This is a genomic window from Streptomyces sp. NBC_01551, from assembly GCF_026339935.1.
Lineage (GTDB): Bacteria > Actinomycetota > Actinomycetes > Streptomycetales > Streptomycetaceae > Streptomyces.
This window is the reverse complement of sequence record NZ_JAPEPX010000001.1, coordinates 332,746-349,372: the sequence shown is the minus strand read 5'-3', so window position 1 is coordinate 349,372 and position 16,627 is coordinate 332,746. Positions and strand designations below refer to the sequence as shown.

14 protein-coding genes are annotated in these 16,627 nt (G+C 73.7%); 8 read left to right on the top strand and 6 right to left on the bottom strand.

The features are described 5' to 3' along the window. Positions 1 to 52: 52 nt before the first annotated feature. On the bottom strand, positions 53 to 1,363 hold the full coding sequence (gene paaK, locus OG982_RS01405) for a phenylacetate--CoA ligase PaaK (protein ID WP_266790510.1): 1,311 nt from the start codon (positions 1,361 to 1,363) through the stop codon (positions 53 to 55). Positions 1,364 to 1,469: 106 nt separating this feature from the next. Here paaK and OG982_RS01400 point away from each other — a divergent pair, with 106 nt between their 5' ends. Next, positions 1,470 to 2,324: an alpha/beta fold hydrolase gene (locus OG982_RS01400; RefSeq protein ID WP_266790512.1), complete on the top strand. Its 855-nt coding sequence runs from the start codon at positions 1,470 to 1,472 to the stop codon at positions 2,322 to 2,324. A gap of 9 nt (positions 2,325 to 2,333) precedes the next feature. Here OG982_RS01400 and OG982_RS01395 read toward each other — a convergent pair whose 3' ends face one another. Continuing rightward, positions 2,334 to 3,965: an acyl-CoA synthetase gene (locus tag OG982_RS01395; protein ID WP_266790514.1), complete on the bottom strand. Its 1,632-nt coding sequence runs from the start codon at positions 3,963 to 3,965 to the stop codon at positions 2,334 to 2,336. A gap of 186 nt (positions 3,966 to 4,151) precedes the next feature. Between OG982_RS01395 and OG982_RS01390 the strand changes: the two genes are divergently transcribed. The 5 genes from OG982_RS01390 to OG982_RS01370 all read left to right on the top strand — a co-directional run bounded on the left by OG982_RS01390 (position 4,152) and on the right by OG982_RS01370 (position 8,737). After that, entirely contained in the window at positions 4,152 to 4,952 is an 801-nt protein-coding gene (locus OG982_RS01390) for a crotonase/enoyl-CoA hydratase family protein (RefSeq protein WP_266790516.1), read from the top strand. A 225-nt stretch (positions 4,953 to 5,177) separates the two neighbouring features. Next, the gene (locus OG982_RS01385; RefSeq protein ID WP_266790518.1) at positions 5,178 to 6,140 is read left to right on the top strand and encodes a Zn-ribbon domain-containing OB-fold protein; all 963 of its coding nucleotides are present in this window, start codon (positions 5,178 to 5,180) and stop codon (positions 6,138 to 6,140) included. Continuing rightward, positions 6,140 to 7,204 (top strand): thiolase domain-containing protein, encoded by a 1,065-nt coding sequence (locus OG982_RS01380; protein ID WP_266790519.1) that lies wholly within the window; start codon positions 6,140 to 6,142, stop codon positions 7,202 to 7,204. Before OG982_RS01385 ends, OG982_RS01380 begins: the two co-directional genes overlap by 1 nt. After that, positions 7,201 to 8,376, top strand: a complete 1,176-nt coding sequence (locus OG982_RS01375) for a thiolase domain-containing protein (RefSeq protein ID WP_266790521.1) — start codon at positions 7,201 to 7,203, stop codon at positions 8,374 to 8,376. The genes OG982_RS01380 and OG982_RS01375 overlap by 4 nt, the downstream gene beginning before the upstream one ends. Before the next feature lie 121 nt (positions 8,377 to 8,497). Continuing rightward, positions 8,498 to 8,737: a DUF397 domain-containing protein gene (locus tag OG982_RS01370; protein WP_266790523.1), complete on the top strand. Its 240-nt coding sequence runs from the start codon at positions 8,498 to 8,500 to the stop codon at positions 8,735 to 8,737. A gap of 240 nt (positions 8,738 to 8,977) precedes the next feature. Here the strand turns inward: OG982_RS01370 and OG982_RS01365 are convergent, their stop codons facing one another. Beyond that, entirely contained in the window at positions 8,978 to 10,177 is a 1,200-nt protein-coding gene (locus tag OG982_RS01365) for a low temperature requirement protein A (RefSeq protein WP_266790525.1), read from the bottom strand. Positions 10,178 to 10,203: 26 nt separating this feature from the next. Between OG982_RS01365 and OG982_RS01360 the strand changes: the two genes are divergently transcribed. Together OG982_RS01360 and OG982_RS01355 are read left to right on the top strand one after the other, a co-directional pair. Next, entirely contained in the window at positions 10,204 to 10,611 is a 408-nt protein-coding gene (locus OG982_RS01360; RefSeq protein WP_266790526.1) for an ACT domain-containing protein, read from the top strand. 133 nt (positions 10,612 to 10,744) lie between these two features. Next, on the top strand, positions 10,745 to 13,597 hold the full coding sequence (locus OG982_RS01355; RefSeq protein WP_266790528.1) for an AAA family ATPase: 2,853 nt from the start codon (positions 10,745 to 10,747) through the stop codon (positions 13,595 to 13,597). Positions 13,598 to 13,624: 27 nt separating this feature from the next. Here the strand turns inward: OG982_RS01355 and OG982_RS01350 are convergent, their stop codons facing one another. Genes OG982_RS01350 through OG982_RS01340 form a run of 3 tightly spaced genes read right to left on the bottom strand, consistent with a single transcriptional unit; the run spans position 13,625 to position 16,626 of the window. Beyond that, positions 13,625 to 13,966: a maleylpyruvate isomerase N-terminal domain-containing protein gene (locus tag OG982_RS01350; protein WP_266947749.1), complete on the bottom strand. Its 342-nt coding sequence runs from the start codon at positions 13,964 to 13,966 to the stop codon at positions 13,625 to 13,627. Between the two features lie 33 nt (positions 13,967 to 13,999). Next, complete coding sequence (locus tag OG982_RS01345) at positions 14,000 to 15,412, bottom strand: NAD(P)/FAD-dependent oxidoreductase (protein ID WP_266947747.1); 1,413 nt, start codon at positions 15,410 to 15,412, stop codon at positions 14,000 to 14,002. After that, on the bottom strand, positions 15,409 to 16,626 hold the full coding sequence (locus OG982_RS01340) for an MAB_1171c family putative transporter (protein WP_266790533.1): 1,218 nt from the start codon (positions 16,624 to 16,626) through the stop codon (positions 15,409 to 15,411). Before OG982_RS01340 ends, OG982_RS01345 begins: the two co-directional genes overlap by 4 nt. Position 16,627 lies beyond the last annotated feature (1 nt).

Sequence of the window (16,627 nt, the reverse complement as noted above, 5' to 3'; positions counted from 1 at the left end):
ACCGGCGGTAACAGGCCCGAAGGGGTGGTTTCCCGCGCCCGCGCGGGGGAACTCAGGCGCCCCGGGGGGTCTCCCGGAGATCCACGATCCGCTTGATCTTGCCGACCGAGCGTTCCAGGGTCTCCGGAGCGACGACCTCGACCGCGACGGAGACGCCGATGCCCTCCTTGACGGCGCGGACCACCGAGGCCGCCGCGGCCTCGCGCCGGTCCGCGTCCGTGTCCCGGCGGGCCTCCACCCGTACCGTCAGGGCGTCCATCCGGCCCTCCCTGGTCAGCCGCAGCTGGAAGTGCGGGGCCAGGCCGGCGGTGCGCAGCAGGATCTCCTCGATCTGCGTCGGGTACAGGTTCACCCCGCGCAGGATGATCATGTCGTCGCTGCGGCCCGTTATCTTCTCCATCCGGCGGAAGGCCGGGCGGGCGGTGCCGGGCAGCAGCCGGGTCAGGTCGCGGGTGCGGTAGCGGATGACCGGCATGGCCTCCTTGGTGAGCGAGGTGAACACCAGCTCCCCGGGTTCGCCCTCGGGCAGCACCGCGCCGGTGAAGGGGTCGACCACCTCCGGGTAGAAGTGGTCCTCCCAGATGTGCAGGCCGTCCTTGGTCTCCACGCACTCCTGCGCGACGCCCGGCCCCATCACCTCCGACAGCCCGTATATGTCGACGGCGTCGATGCCGAGCCGCTCCTCGATCTCCCGGCGCATCTCCTCGGTCCACGGCTCCGCGCCGAAGATCCCCGTACGCAGGGAGGTGGCGCGGGGGTCGATCCCCTGGCGCTCCATCTCGTCCAGCAGGGTGAGCATGTAGGAGGGGGTCACCATGATGACCTCGGGCCGGAAGTCCTGGATCAGCCGGACCTGGCGGTCGGTCATGCCGCCCGAGGCGGGCACCACCGTACAGCCGAGGCGTTCGGCGCCGTAGTGCGCGCCGAGGCCGCCGGTGAACAGGCCGTACCCGTAAGCGACGTGCACGATCTGGCCGGGTCTGCCGCCCGCCGCCCGGATGGAGCGGGCCACGACATCCGCCCAGGTGGACAGGTCCCCGTCGGTGTAGCCGACGACGGTGGGGCGGCCCGTGGTACCGCTGGAGGCGTGGATGCGGCGCACCTCGGAGCGGGGCACGGCGAACATGCCGAAGGGGTACTGGTCGCGCAGATCGCCCTTGGTGGTGAGGGGGAAGAGGGAGAGATCGGCGAGGGAGCGGCAGTCGTCCGGGTGGACGCCGGCCTTGTCGAAGGCCTGCCGGTAGAAGGGCACCCGCTCGTACGCGCGGTGCAGCGTGGCGCGCAGCCGCTTCAGCTGGAGGGCGGCCAGCTCGTCGCCGCTCAGCCGCTCGCCTTCGTCCTGGCCGTCCGCGTATGCCGTCATGCCGTCACCTCGCCCTTGAGTCAACCGACCGATCATTCGGTAGCGTGCCGGACCGCGTCGGCTAAATCAATGACTCGAACGAGTGATCGCATGATGGGATGGTCTCATGCCGATCTTCAAGACCCATGACGGAACCGCACTCGCCTACCACGTCCGGGGTGCGGGCGAACCGCTCGTCTGTCTCCCGGGCGGCCCCATGCGGGCCTCGGTCTACCTGGGCGACCTCGGCGGGCTGACCGCCGGACGCGAGCTGGTCCTCCTCGACGCGCGCGGCACGGGCGACTCGGAGGTTCCGGCCGACGAGGCCACCTACCGGGTCGACCGCCAGGTCGCCGACGTGGAGGCGCTGCGGATCCACCTCGGTCTGGAGCGCATGGACCTGCTGGTCCACTCGGCGAGCGGCAACCTCGGCCTGCTGTACGCGGCCGCCCACCCCGAGCGGGTGCGCCGCCTGGTCCTGCTCACCCCGACCTGCTGGGCCGTGGGCCTCGAAGCGACCCCGGAGCAGAGCCTGGAGGTGGTCCGGTCGCGGGCGGGCTCGGAGCTCTACGACACGGCCATCGCCGCCTACGAGCGGATGGTGGCGGCCGGCGGCGACCCCTCCCCGCAGGACCGGCGCCAGGCGATGGTCCTCGCGTACGGGCGCTGGGACGAGCGGGCGCGCGCCCACCTCGACGCGAGCGAGCGCGAGCGGAACGCGGCGGCGGCCGCCGTCTACGCCGGCCCGGGCGCCTTCGACCCGGCCGCCACCCGGGCCGCGCTGCGCCGGTTCGAGGGCGAGGCGCTGGTCCTGGCCGGGGAGCTGGACGGCTACCCCACCCCCGGCGTCGCCGCCGCACTCGCGGAACTCCTCCCGCGCGGCGCCGTCGAGGTCCAGGCGGGCGCGGCCCACTTCCCGTGGCTGGACGACCCCGAGCGGTTCGCGGCCCGCGTGGAGCGCTTCCTGGCCACGGGTTCCTGAGCCGCGCGACTACCCGGCGGCGTCCGCCTCCGTCGCCACCGACTTGGCCCAGCGGTAGTCCGCCTTGCCGCTCGGTGAGCGCTGGATGGCGGGGGCGATCACCAGCTGGCGCGGGATCTTGTACCCCGCCAGCTTGGTGCGGCAGTGGCCCTGGATCTCCTCCAGCGTCGGCTCCGCCGCCCCCGCCCGCACCTGGACCACCGCCGCGACGTGGTTGCCCCACTTCGCGTCCGGCACCCCGGCGACCAGCGCGTCGTACACGTCCGGGTGCGACTTCAGCGCCTGTTCGACCTCCTCCGGGTACACCTTCTCGCCTCCCGTGTTGATGCACTGCGAGCCGCGCCCGAGGACGGTGACGATGCCCTCCTCGTCCACCGTGGCCATGTCCCCGAGCAGCACCCACCGCTCGTCGCCCCGCTGGAAGAAGGTCTCCGCGGTCTTCGCCGGGTCGTTGTAGTAGCCGAGGGGCACGTGGCCGCGCTGCGCGAGCCGCCCCGGCACGCCCACCGGCACGGGCCCGTGCGTCACCGGGTCCACCACCTGCGTACGGTCGTTGACCACCAGCCGGAAGCCCTTCTCCGGGCCGGAGTCGTCGGTCGCCCTGCCGTTGGAACCGGACTCGGAGGAGCCGAAGTTGTTCAGCAGCAGCACGTTCGGCACCAGCCGCTGGAACTCGGCCCGGACCGTCTCCGACATGATCGCCCCGGAGGAGGAGACGCTGAACAGCGAGGACAGGTCGGTCCCCCGGAGCGGGCCGTTCAGGGCGTCGATGAGCGGCCGCAGCATGGCGTCGCCCACCAGCGACACGCTGGATACCTTCTCCTTCTCGATCGTACGGAGCACCTCCTCGGGCGCGTACTTGCGGTGGATGACCACCCGCTGCCCGTAGTTGAAGGCGATGAACGAGGTCAGCGTCGAGGTGCCGTGCATCAGCGGGGGAGCGGGGAAGAAGGTGAGCCCGGCGCCCTTGGACGCGACCCGTTCGGCCAGCTCCTGAGGCCGCTTGACCGGCTCGCCCGACGGCTCGCCGCCGAACAGCCCCGCGAAGAACAGGTCCTCGGCGCGCCACATCACGCCCTTGGGCATGCCCGTGGTGCCGCCTGTGTAGATGATGAACAGGTCGTCGGGGGAACGGGGCGCGAAGCCGCGCGCGGGCGAGCCGGCCGCCTCGGCGTCCGCGTACGCGACGGGCGTGATCGAGGGCTCCGGGGCGCCCTCGGGGGCGGAGCCGACGCGGATCAGGTGGCGCAGCCCCGTCGTCTGGGGGAGGGCGGCCGCCACCCGTTCGGTGAACTCGCCCTCGAAGACGAGCGCGGCGAGATCGGCGTCGTTGTAGAGGTAGACCAGCTCCTCCTCCACGTACCGGTAGTTGACGTTCACCGGCACCAGGCGGGCCTTGAGGCAGGCCAGGACGGTCTGGAGGTACTCGATTCCGTTGTAGAGGTGCAGGCCGAGGTGCTCGCCGGGCCGCAGCCCGCTGTCCAGCAGGTGGTGCGCGACGCGGTTGGCCGCGGCGTCCAGCTCCGCGTACGTCAGGCGCCGCTCGGCGCCGGTCCCGGGGTGGTCCACGTAGACAAGGGCCTCGCGGTCCGGGACCACGTCCACAACCGACTCGAACAGGTCGGCAAGGTTGTACTCCACCGTTCCTCCTGACCCGAAAATTCCCATGGCCGACCCCGTGAGTGGTCTGCTCGGCGGTCATTACAGCGCCGCTCAGGCCAAGGGGGAAGGGCGCCGTCCAAGAAATCTGACTGGGTGTCAGAAAACTATTGAACTGCACTCGCCCCTCCTGCAACCTGTTCTAGGTCTTGAGACGGGAGGACGGCAATGGGTGGGACGGAACACCTGACCGCGGAACGCCACGGCGCCACGCTGGTGCTCACCATGAACCGGCCGGAGGCGAAGAACGCGCTCTCGCTGCCGCTGCTGGTGGGGCTCTACGACGGCTGGCTGGAGGCGGACGCGGACGACGGGATCCGCTCGGTCGTCCTGACGGGAGCGGGCGGGGACTTCTGCGCCGGCATGGACCTGAAGGCGCTCGCCGGGAAGGGAATGGCGGGCGACCAGTACCGGGACCGCCTCAAGGCCGACCCCGACCTGCACTGGAAGGCGATGCTGCGCCACCACCGGCCGCGCAAGCCGGTCATCGCGGCGGTGGAGGGGTACTGCGTGGCGGGCGGTACGGAGATCCTCCAGGGCACCGACATCCGGGTCGCGGGGGAAGGGGCCACCTTCGGGCTCTTCGAGGTGAAGCGGGGGCTGTTCCCGATCGGCGGCTCCACGGTGCGGCTGCCCCGGCAGATCCCGCGCACGCACGCGCTGGAGATGCTGCTGACCGGGCGGCCGTACTCCGCCGCGGAGGCGGAGCGGATCGGGCTGGTCGGGCGGGTGGTGCCCGACGGGACGGCGCTGGCGGCGGCGCTGGAGATCGCGGAGCGGATCAACGCGTGCGGGCCGCTGGCCGTCGAGGCCGTCAAGGCGTCGGTCTACGCGACCGCCGAGATGACGGAGGCGGAGGGGCTGGCGGCGGAACTCGTCCGGGGGTGGCCGGTGTTCGACACGGCCGACGCGAAGGAGGGGGCGCGGGCCTTCGCGGAGAAGAGGCCGGCGGTGTACCGGCGGGAGTGACCGGTGCCAGTGCCCTGCCGGGCTCTGACGGGGGTTGCGGGCCGGGGCCAGTGCCGTGCCGGGCGTTGGCGCGGGTCGCGGGCCGGTGCGGCGCCGTTGCCGGGGCTCTGCCCCGGACCCCGCGCCTCAAACGCCGGCGGGGCTGGAGGGGCCGGCAGGGCCGGCAGGGCCGGCGGAGCCGGATGTGTAGGTGTTTTGACCGTTGCGAACATCGGAGAGTCGCTCATGACAGCAGCCGCGTCCCCGCCCGGGGTGCTTCGTGCGCCCCTCGTCGTCGAGTTCCCCTTCACCCGGTCCCTCGGGCCCGTTCAGAGCGCCTTCCTCACCGGGCTGCGCGAGCGCGTCGTGCTCGGGGTCCGGACCCGCGACGGCCGGGTGATGGTTCCGCCCGTCGAGTACGACCCCGGTACCGCCGAGGAGATCCGGGACCTCGTCGAGGTCTCCTCCACCGGGACCGTCACCACCTGGGCGTGGAACGGGACCCCGCGCCCCCACCAGCCCCTGGACACCCCCTTCGCCTGGGCACTGGTCAAGCTCGACGGCGCCGACACCGCGATCCTGCACGCCCTCGACGCGCCCGGCCCCGAGGCCGTCCACACCGGGATGCGGGTGCGCGTGCGGTGGGCCGAGGAGCGCACCGGGGCCATCACCGACATCGCCTGCTTCGAGCCCCACGAGGGGGCCGGGGCGGGGCAAGCCGTCCCGCATGACGGCCGGTTCGCCGACGCCGTCACCGGGATCGTCGCCGAGGCCCGCCTCGACTACACCTACAGCCCCGGCCGCGCCCAGAGCGCGTTCATCAACGCCCTCTCCGAGCGGCGGACCGTCGGCGAGCGCTGCCCCTCCTGCCACAAGGTGTACGTGCCGCCCCGCGGCGCGTGCCCGACCTGCGGGGTCGCCACCACCGACCACGTGGAAGTCGGGCCGGCCGGCACCGTCACCACGTACTGCATCGTCAACATCAAGGCCAAGAACCTGGACATCGAAGTCCCCTACGTCTACGCCCACATCGCCCTCGACGGCGCAGGCCTCGCCCTCCACGGCCGGATCGGCGGCATCCCGTACGACCAGGTCCGCATGGGCCTGCGCGTCGAACCCGTCTGGACCGAAGGCGGCCGCCATCCCGACCACTACCGCCCCACCGGTGAGCCGGACGCCGACTACGACGCGTACAAGGAGCTCATCTGATGCCCCGGACCGGACCCGCCCGCGAGGTCGCCGTCGTCGCCTTCGCGCAGAGCGACCACCTGCGCCGCACCGACGAGCTCAGCGAAGTCGAGATGGTCATGCCGGTGCTCCACCAGGTGCTGGCCCAGACCGGGTTGAAGGCCAAGGAGATCGGGTTCACCTGCTCCGGCTCCAGCGACTACCTCGCCGGCCGCGCCTTCTCCTTCACCATGACCCTCGACGGCGTCGGCGCCTGGCCGCCGATCTCCGAGTCGCACGTCGAGATGGACGGCGCCTGGGCCCTCTACGAGGCCTGGGTCAAGATCCAGACCGGCGAGGCCGACACCGCGCTCGTCTACGGGTACGGCAAGTCCTCGCCGGGGTCGGTACGGGACGTCCTGACCCGCCAGCTCGACCCGTACTACCTCGCGCCCCTGTGGCCGGACTCGGTGGCCCTCGCCGCGCTCCAGGCACGGGCCCTGATCGACGCGGGCGAGACCGACGAGAGCGCGCTCGCCGCCATCGGCACCCGCAGCCGGGCCGCCGCCGAGGCCAACCCGCACGCCCAGCTCAGCGGCGCCGTCCCGCAGGGCGACTACCAGGTCGCCCCGCTCCGTACCGGCGACTGCCCGCCCATCGGCGACGGCGCGGCCGCCGTCATCCTCGCCGCCGGGGACGAGGCGCGGCGGCTGTGCGAGCGGCCCGCCTGGATCACCGGCATCGACCACCGCATCGAGGCGCACGGCCTCGGGCTGCGCGACCTCACCGACTCCCCGTCCACCCGGATCGCCGCCGAGCGGGCCGGGGTCTTCGAACGCCCGGTGGACACGGCGGAACTGCACGCGCCGTTCTCCTCCCAGGAGGTGGTGCTGCGCAAGGCGCTCGGCCTGGGAGCGGACGTCGCCGTCAACCCCTCCGGCGGGGCGCTCGCCGCCAACCCGGTCATGGCAGCCGGTCTGATCCGGATCGGCGAAGCCGCCGCCCGGATCCACCGCGGCGAGTCCGACCGGGCCGTCGCGCACGCCACCTCCGGCCCCTGCCTCCAGCAGAACCTGGTCGCCGTCCTGGAAGGGGACCCGCGTTGAACGCGACGAACAAGGAGCCCGTGGCCGTCGTCGGCATCGGCCAGACCAAGCACGTGGCCGCCCGGCACGACGTCTCCATCGCCGGGCTGGTACGCGAGGCGGCGGCGCGCGCGCTCGCGGACGCCGAGCTCACCTGGGCGGACATCGACGCGGTCGTCATCGGCAAGGCCCCCGACTTCTTCGAGGGCGTGATGATGCCGGAGTTGTACCTGGCGGACGCCCTCGGCGCGGTCGGCAAGCCCATGCTGCGCGTCCACACCGCCGGTTCGGTCGGCGGATCCACCGCGCTCGTCGCCTCGAACCTGGTCGCGGCGCGCGTCCATCGCACCGTCCTGACGCTGGCCTTCGAGAAGCAGTCCGAGTCCAACGCCATGTGGGGGCTGTCGCTGCCCGTGCCCTTCCAGCAGCCGCTGCTGGCGGGCGCCGGCGGGTTCTTCGCCCCGCACGTGCGGGCATACATGCGGCGGACCGGCGCACCCGACACGGTGGGCTCGCTCGTCGCGTACAAGGACCGGCGCAACGCGCTGAAGAACCCGTACGCGCACCTGCACGAGCACGGCATCACGCTGGAGAAGGTGCAGGCCTCGCCGATGCTGTGGGACCCGATCCGGTACTCCGAGACGTGCCCCTCCTCGGACGGGGCATGCGCGATGGTCCTCACCGGCCGGGCGGGTGCGGCCCGTTCACCGAGGCGGCCGGCGTGGGTGCACGGCGGGGCGATGCGCAGCGAGCCGACGCTGTTCGCGGGCAAGGACTTCGTCTCCCCGCAGGCGGGCAAGGACTGCGCGGCCGACGTCTACCGGCAGGCCGGGATCACCGATCCGCGCCGCGAGATCGACGCGGTGGAGATGTACGTCCCGTTCTCCTGGTACGAGCCGATGTGGCTGGAGAACCTCGGCTTCGCGCAGGAGGGCGAGGGCTGGAAGCTCACCGAGGCCGGCGTCACCGAACTCGACGGCGACCTGCCCGTGAACCCGTCGGGCGGGGTGCTGTCCACCAATCCGATCGGCGCCTCCGGCATGATCCGCTTCGCGGAAGCGGCCCTCCAGGTGCGGGGACAGGCCGGGGAGCATCAGGTTCCGGACGCCCGCCGGGCGCTGGGGCACGCGTACGGCGGCGGGGCGCAGTTCTTCGCGATGTGGCTGGTGGGGGCGGAGGAACCGGCGTCCTGACGGGAACGTTCTTCCGGATCCACGGTGCCGGACCGGTCACGCGTGACGCACCGTGGCCTGTGCGGCACCCGTCGCGATGGTTACCCTGGCCCCCGGACGACGTACCGGGAGGAGCACGCACGTGGCCGAGAGCATGATTTCGCAGCCTCTGGCCGGCTGGGGCAAGCCGGACCTCGATCTCAGCGGGGCGGACTGGCAGTCGAGCAGCCGGGGAGCGGGCGACGTCCAGATCGCCTTCGTCGAGGGGTTCATCGCGATGCGCAACAGCGAGCACCCCGAGAGCCCCTCGCTGATCTTCGCGCCGGACGAGTGGCGCAAGTTCGTGGTGAACGCGCGCGGCGGTGCCTTCGACCTCACGTAACCATGCCGGTGGGACCGGCCGGTGCGGGGTGGGTGCGGCCACCGAAACGGCATCCGCACTCACCCCGGCGCCCCCTCGGCGCGGCCCCGGCTCCCAGCCGACCGCCCACGGTCCCGCTCGCCCTGACGGCCCGTGGGTCAGACCCGGCGCCTCGGCGCCCCGACGCCTCAGCGCCCTGAGGCCTCGCGGGGGCTGACGGGCTGACGCCCCCGCCGCGCTGACGCCCCGCCGGCTTGCGCGCTACGCCGGGGGCCGCCGCCGACGGCCCGTCACCGCCCGGGGCCACGCGGCCGCCAGGACCAGCAGCCACACCACTTGCACGGCAACCGCCGCCCGGGCCGCCGCCCCCGTCGCCAGGACGATCGCCAGCGACGGCCCCACCAGCAGCAGCGCCCCGCGCGCGCCGCGGCCCGAGGCGAACGCCGCCGCCCCCGCGATCACCAGGTAAACCGCCAGGCTCCCGCACATCAGCCACCGCACCGGCTCCGGCACCGGGTGGTGCGTGTACTCCACGGAGTCCCCGAGCGCGGCCGCCAGCGCCGCCACCGAGCCCGCCACGAAACAGTGCAGCGGCAGGATCACCCGTACCGGAAGCACGTCCCACGCCAGCAGCGGCACCCCGTCCGCCCCGTGCCGCAGCGACAGCGACCACAGCAGGAGCAGCAGCACGAACGCGCCGACCCCGATCCCGTACAGCGCCGCGTCCCACTCCACCTGCGAAGCGGCGGCCACCACCTGGGCGACCGCCTCGCCCAGCACGATCAGCTGGAACAGGCCCAGCCGCTCCCCGAGGTGCGGCGCGTCCATCAGCGCGGCCTCCGGCTTGGCCGCGGCGCGCCGCGCGGGCCCCACCACGAGCCCCGGCCCGCGCCCCTCCCGCGCGTACCGCGCGTCCACCCGGGCGCTCAGCCTGTTGCCGGAGACCGTGAACATGGCGGCCAAGTCGATGGCCAGCCCCAGCGCCCACAACGCGTACCGGGCCGTCCCGTCGAACCACAGCGACACCACCCACGGCGTCAGACCCAGCCCCATCTGCGTGATCGGCAGGTCCGGCACGTACTCCCCGCGCCGCTCCCACGCCTTGCCGGCCAGCGACCGCACCAGGATGTAGGCCAGCGCGAAGGCCCCCGCCCGGTCCTCCCGTACGCCGTGCACCGAGGCCGCCATCACGGCCATCCCGAACATCCCCGCCAGCACGGTCCAGGTGCGGGCCTCGTCCCCGCTGACGTTCCCGTACACGGTGAAGAGCATCCAGCCCGTCCAGAAGGCCAGGAACATCACCATGTACAGGCCGACGTCGTCCCAGCCGGGGCTGCCGTGCAGCAGGTGCGCCAGCTGGGCGACCCCCGCGACCGCCGTCAGATCGAAGAACAGCTCCAGCCAGGAGGCGTGCCGTTCGCCCTCCGCGGGCGCCGACGCTGCCGGCGCGGAATCCGTCATATCGGGATGATAGGTAGGGTGGCCGCATGAGCGGCGAGAGCGACCTGAGGAAACTGCTGAGCGGCATGCGCCCCGAGCTCAACGAGGGGCGGTACGTGTTCTGCACGGTCCCCGGGGTCACGGCGCCCCCGGCCGGAACCGCCCCCGTCGCCACCGTGCTGGAGGCCGAGGGGCTCACCCTGGTGCTGCGCCAGGAGGACGCCGACGCCGCCGGCCTCGCCTACGACTACACCGCCGGCTGGATCACCCTGCGCGTCCACTCGGCCCTCGACGCCGTCGGCCTCACCGGGGCCTTCGCCGCCGAGCTCGCCTCCCACGGGCTCAGCTGCAACGTCATCGCCGGATACCACCACGACCACCTCTTCGTGGCCGCCGACCGGGCGGCCGAAGCCGTCGCCGTACTACAAGAACTGGCCAAGCGATCGGCGGAATAGGAAAATCCGAAAAAGTATCCGATCTTTCCCGGCCGGAGCCTCCCCGCGCACGTGCGCGGGCGTACGCTGATGCCCCGAACAGGCCTGGGGGGTACCAGCCATGACGGAACGCCTGACCCGCAGACGGCGCGTAATGTTCGAACGCGAGAGCGAACTCGCCACCGTGGACGAGGCGCTGGACCAGCTCACCGGAACCGGCGACGGCGACCCCGGCGGGGGCCCCGGCGGCGGCCCCGGGGGCGGCGCCCTCCTCGCCTTCTCCGGCCCGGCCGGCCTCGGCAAGACCACGCTCCTCACCGAGGTGCACCGCCGCGCCCACGCCCGCTCCTGCACCCTCCTCGCCGCCCGCGGCGGCGAACAGGAACAGACCCAGCCCTTCCACGTCGCCCGCCAGCTCATCCAGCCCCAACTGGCAGGCCGCCCCGAGGAGGAACTGCGCTCCGCCCTCGGCAGCTGGTACGCCATCGTCGGCCCCGCCCTCGGCCTGTGCGCCCCCGAACAGGGCGCCCCGCCCGACCCCCAGGGCCTGCGCGACGGCCTCGACTGGGTGCTCACCCACCTCGCCGTGCAGCGCGCCCCCGTCGTCCTCGTCCTCGACGACGCCCACTGGGCCGACCCCGAATCCCTCGGCTGGCTCGCCGCCTTCGCCCCGCGCGCCGAACACCTCCCGCTGCTGCTCGTCGTCGCCTACCGCCCCGATGAACTGCCCGCGCACGCCGAGGCGTTCCGCACCCTGCCGGGCCGGGCCGGACAGCGTCCGCTCAGTCTGGCCCCGCTCACCGCCGCCGCCGTCTCCACCCTGATCCGCGAAGCCGTCGGCGAGCACGCCGACGACGCCTTCTGCCGGGAGGCCTGGGCCGTCACCACCGGCAACCCCTTCGAGGCCGTCGAACTCACCGCCAAGGTCCGGGACAAGGGCGTCGAACCCGTCGAGGCCAGCGCCCCGCTGCTGCGCGACCTCGCCGCCGCCCAGCGCGGCAGCGGCCTCGTCGCCCGGCTGCACAGCCTCGGGCCCTCCACCGTCCGCTTCGCCTGGGCCTGCGCGGTCCTCGGCACCGCCATCCCGCAGGACCTCGCCGCCCGCGTCGCCGGCCTCGGCACCGAGGAGGCCGCCGACTCCACCGCGCGGCTGCGCGACGCCCGCATCCTGGCGGACGCCGACGCCGCGCCGCTGGAGTTCGTCCACCCCCTCATCGCCACCGCCCTCTACCGGTCCATCCCCGACGCCCTGCGCGTCGCCCTGCACGGCCAGGCCGCCGTGGCCGTCGTCGACGCCGGACTCGGCCCCTCCACCGCCGCCCGCCACCTGCTGGAGACCCACCCCGAGAGCGACCCCTGGGTGGTACGGACCCTGCGCGAGGCCGCCGCCGAGAACCTCCGGGCCGGCGCCCCCGACGCCGCCCGCCGCCAGCTCGCCCGCGCCCTGCGCGAACCCCCCGACTTCGACGAGCGCGCCGGCGTGCTCTACGAACTCGGCTGCGCCTCCCTGCTCACCGAGCCCGCCAACACCGTGAACCACCTGCGCGCCGCCCTCGCCGAGCCCTTCGACGACCCCGCCCTGCGCCAGGGCATCGTGATCCGGCTCGCCCAGGTCCTCGCGCACAGCGACCGCCTCGCCGAGGCCTCCGAATCGCTCGCGCGGGAGATCCCGTACACCCGGGACGTACGCGCCCGGCTGCGGCTCCAGTCCGAGCAGTTCATGTGGGACGCCTTCAACGCCTACGAGACCGAGTCCCCGGCCCGCTCGCGCCGGCTGGCCCGGCTCGCCGACCGGCTCATCGGCCGCGACCTCACCGAGCGGTACGTGATCGGCCTGCGCGCCTGGGACGCCTGCCTGCGCGGCGAACCCGTCGACACCGTCCTGCACCACGCCCGGCGCGCCCTCGACGGCGGCCTCAGCTGGGCCCACGAGGACCGGGGCTTCGAGGTCCCCGTCCTGGCCGCCATGGTCCACATGTACGCCGACCGGCCCGGTCGCGCCGAGGAGCTCTTCGAGCACGGCACCGCCGAGTTCGAACGGCAGGGCTGGCGCGGGGCGCACCTGTCCTTCGGGTACAGCCTGCGCGCCTACGTCCGCTACCGGCGCGGACGGCTCGCCGAGGCCGAGGAGCTGGCCCGGGCCGGGCTGCGGCTCGCCGAGCGCGTGGGACGACGTACGCCCGTCCACTGGTACGCCATCGCGATCCTCGCCACCACCCTGCTCGCCCGGGGCCGGACCGAAGAGGCCTGGGAACTGGCGCGGGAGCACGAGTTCGGCGAACCCTTCCCCTCGGCGGTCGTCTTCCCCGACTCCCAGACGGTCTACGCCGAACTGCTGCTCGCCCGGGGCGAGACGAAGGCCGCCGCCGCCGAACTGGAGGCGGTGGACCGCAGGCTGACCCCGCGCGGCATCCAGAACCCGGCCTGGTGCCCGTGGCAGCTGCACCTGGCCCGGGCGGTCGCCGCCGACGACCCGGAGCGCGCCCGCGCCCTCGCGGCGGACGCGGTCCGCCGGGCCCGCGCCTTCGGCGCTCCGTCCGGCATCGGCCAGGCGCTGCGGGTGGCGGCCGAGGTCGCGTCCCCGGGCGAGCGGGCCGCGCCGCTGACGGAGGCGGTGGAACTGCTGTCGGCCTCCCCGGCGGGATACGAGCTGGCCCGGGCGCTGGCCGCGCTGGGGGCGGAGCTCAGGGACACGGACCTGCTCGCCCGGGCGGTGGCCACGGCCCGCGAGTGCGGCGCCGACGGCCTCGCGGCGCGCACGACCGAGGCACTGCTCAGGCTCGGCGGCGCGCTGCCGGGCGGCTCGGACTGGCAGGGCGCCCTGACCGAGGAGGAGCGGCGTCTGGCGGAACGGGCCTGCGACGGCGACCCGGTGACGACGGAGCCGCAGCGGTCCCTGCTGTCGGCGGTGTGCCGCAAACTGGGCACGGACCTGACCGGTCTCGCGGAGGCGTTGCACGCGTCGGCCGTCCGCCGTGAGCCGAACGCGAGCGGCCGACCGGCCTGACGGGGCAGGAAGGTCCCATGGACCACCTCACCCGCCTCGGCCACTTCCGCGGCGAGGCGGTGGCCTTCGAGAAGGCCGTCCGCCGCGCCCTCGACCCCGGAAGGAAAATCCCGCTGGTCCCGTCCTGGGCGCGCCCTCCGCGAACCAGACGAGGAACGCCCCGGGCACGGGTGCCCGTTCCGGTTTCGGCCAGGCGTCCCGTACCGCCTCGTCGGAGGGGAGCCCGTACAGCGTGAGGTCCGCCGGGTCCGGGGGCTCGGCGAGCCGCCCGCGCAGCACGCGGGTCAGGTAGCGGTGCACCCCGCCGAGGTGTCCGACCAGGTCGGAGACCGACCAGCCGGGGGACGGGCCCGAGTCCTGGCTTCGCACTCCTCCCGCCCGTCCAGCCCCCGGCCCCGGCCGCTACGGGAGGATCCCGGCGATCGCCTCGCGTTCGGCCTCCCGCAGCGGCGGTCGCGTCAGCTGCTCGCGGCGCGGTCCCAGGGCCGCCGCCAGCAGCACCGGCGGGGTGAACAGCCGGGAGGCCGGGCGCTCCAGGGTCATCACATCGGTGACGGCGCGGGCGACCCGCCCGTTGCCGGTGCTCGTCAGGAGCAGGCGGCGCACGTACGCCGCGCCGATCCGCTCGGCCAGCGTCGGGCCGCCCTCGGTCGCGCCCGGGTAGAAGACGTCGTTGCCGGTGGACAGCGCCCACGCGGCGCCGACCGGCCCGGCGACGGCCTTCTGGGCGCGGGCACCGAGACCGGGCGCGGCCCAGCCCACCGCGCGGACCGTGTCCCGCAGCGCGAGGGCGCTCTGCGCCGCCACCGACATGCCGTGCCCGTACACCGGGTTGTAGGCGGCGGCCGCGTCCCCGAGGACGACGAACCGCTCGGGCAGCCGGCCCCGCTCGTAGGCGTGCCGGCGGTTGACCGTCGTACGGGTGACCACGACGTCCGTCAGCGGCTCCGTCCCGGAGATCAGCTCGCCGACGATCGGATGCCGCACCGACCGGGCGAACGCCTCGAAGAGTTCCGGGTCCTTGGTGGGTTCACCGCCCCGGGTGCCGGACAGCGTGACGAGCCAGCGGTCGCCCTCGATCGGCACCAGCGTCGCGGACTGCCCCGGGCCGGCCTCGCGCGGATCGGCCTGGACGTTCACGACGACCGGGAAGGTGCTCCCGAGGTCCTTCGGCGCCCGGAAGATCCGGCTGGCGTAGACGAGGCCGGGGTCGACCGTGCGTACCGCGGCAGCCGGAAGGCCGAACTCCGCGAGCCAGGAGGGCGTACGGGAGGACCGCCCGGACGCGTCGACCACCAGATCGGCGGCGAGGACCCGCTCCGCCCCGTCGGCGCCGCGCACCCGGACCCCGGTCACGCGCCGGGCGTCGCCCGCCAGGCCCAGCACCGTGGTGCGGTCGGTGATGGTGACACGTGGCAGCGCCCGTACGGAACGGCGTACGTGCCAGTCGAGCAGGTCCCGCCCGGCGAGCACGACGTGGTGCGACTGCTCCGCCCACCGGCGGAACCAGCCGGCGGGGGAGTATCCGACCATGTTGGTCGGCAGCACGATCCGGTGGGCGCCGTCGTCCAGGAGCCGCCCCACGGTGCCGGGCAGCAGGGCGTCGATGGCCCGCGCCCCGCCGGACCACAGCAGATGCGCGTGATGGGCCTGCGGCAGCCCCTTGCGCGCCTCGGGCCCGTCGGGCAGTACGTCGCGCTCGACGACCACGACGTCGGCGAACTCGGCGAGCGCGGCGGCGGTGAGCATGCCCGCGAGGCTGCCTCCGATGACGACCGCCGTGCGCGGGCCCGCGGAGGACGGCGAATCGCTCATGAAGTCACGCTCTCTGGACGGTCGGCCGGCCCGTACCGGGCACGGTGGGCATGGACGGCGGGGGAACGGCGCAGGGCCCTGGAGACGGCGACCAGATCCGGGGCGGCCGGCATCCCGCCGGGCGCGCCGGAGAGGGTGGTCTCCCCGCCGGCCTCCGCCTCGGGGTCGAACTCGTCGTCGAGGCGCAGCCGGTGGAGCGCCGCGATCACCGCGACCGCGTCGGCCGTGGCGGTGGCCCGCTCCGGGCTCTCGCCGCGCTCGGTGGCCTCGGCGAGCGCGCGCAGGCGCACCTCGGGGTCCATGTACGGCTGGAGGCGCAGCAGTCCGTCGCTGATCCGCGTCCGGCGGTGGACGAGGCGCCGGCTCATCGGGGCCCGGCGTTGCAGCCGGATCGTCCCGGTGTCGAGGGCGGCCAGCTCCTTCACGAACGGCCCGAGGGAGCGGTAGTGCCGGTAGTCCAGCAAGAAGCCCTGCACCGCCTCACCGGCGTGCGGCAGGATGAACCCGACGGCGACGAAGAGCGCGCAGACCGCGGCGAGCGGCGGGGCGACGAACGTGCTGAGCCAGTCCAGGTCGTTGCCGGTCCAGCGGCTCACCACGGCGATGAGCTTCACGGTGTCGTAGGCGAGGTTCAGGATGAACCCGATGACCAGCAGCACCAGGCCGGCGCGCAGCCAGCCCGAAACCTGGCGCAGCCAGGTCCAGGTCACCACGGAGGTGATCGCACACGCCGTGGTGTGGGCCAGCAGGTAGAGCAGGATGTGCTCGCGCATCCAGGGCGTATTAGCGTAGTACGTGTCCAGGTCACGGAGGCGTTCGACGGGCACGTCGGCGAGGGCGAAGGTGATCCAGAGGCCCGCCACGACCGCGGAGTAGATCACGCCGATCGTCCACGTGGTCCGCCGCACGCGCCGGGGGTTCCCGCCGCGCCAGTGGATGATCATCACCAGGCAGGCGGCGCAGAACAGCGTGAGCACCGTGTAGACGACGGGCGCGGCGAAGTTGCTGATCCCGCTGGCGCGGTTCAGCGCGGCGATGGTCGCGGGGCGGCCGAAGTAGAACACGGCGGAACCCAGGAGCAGCAGACCGCCGACGTTGCGCACGTTGGGGTCGTTGCGCCAGAACCTCATCATCACCGGGAGCCGGATCACGAAGGCCAGGGTGAGGATCGCCGCCGGGATGAAATAGGGGATGTAGTACTTGTCCGAGGTCAAG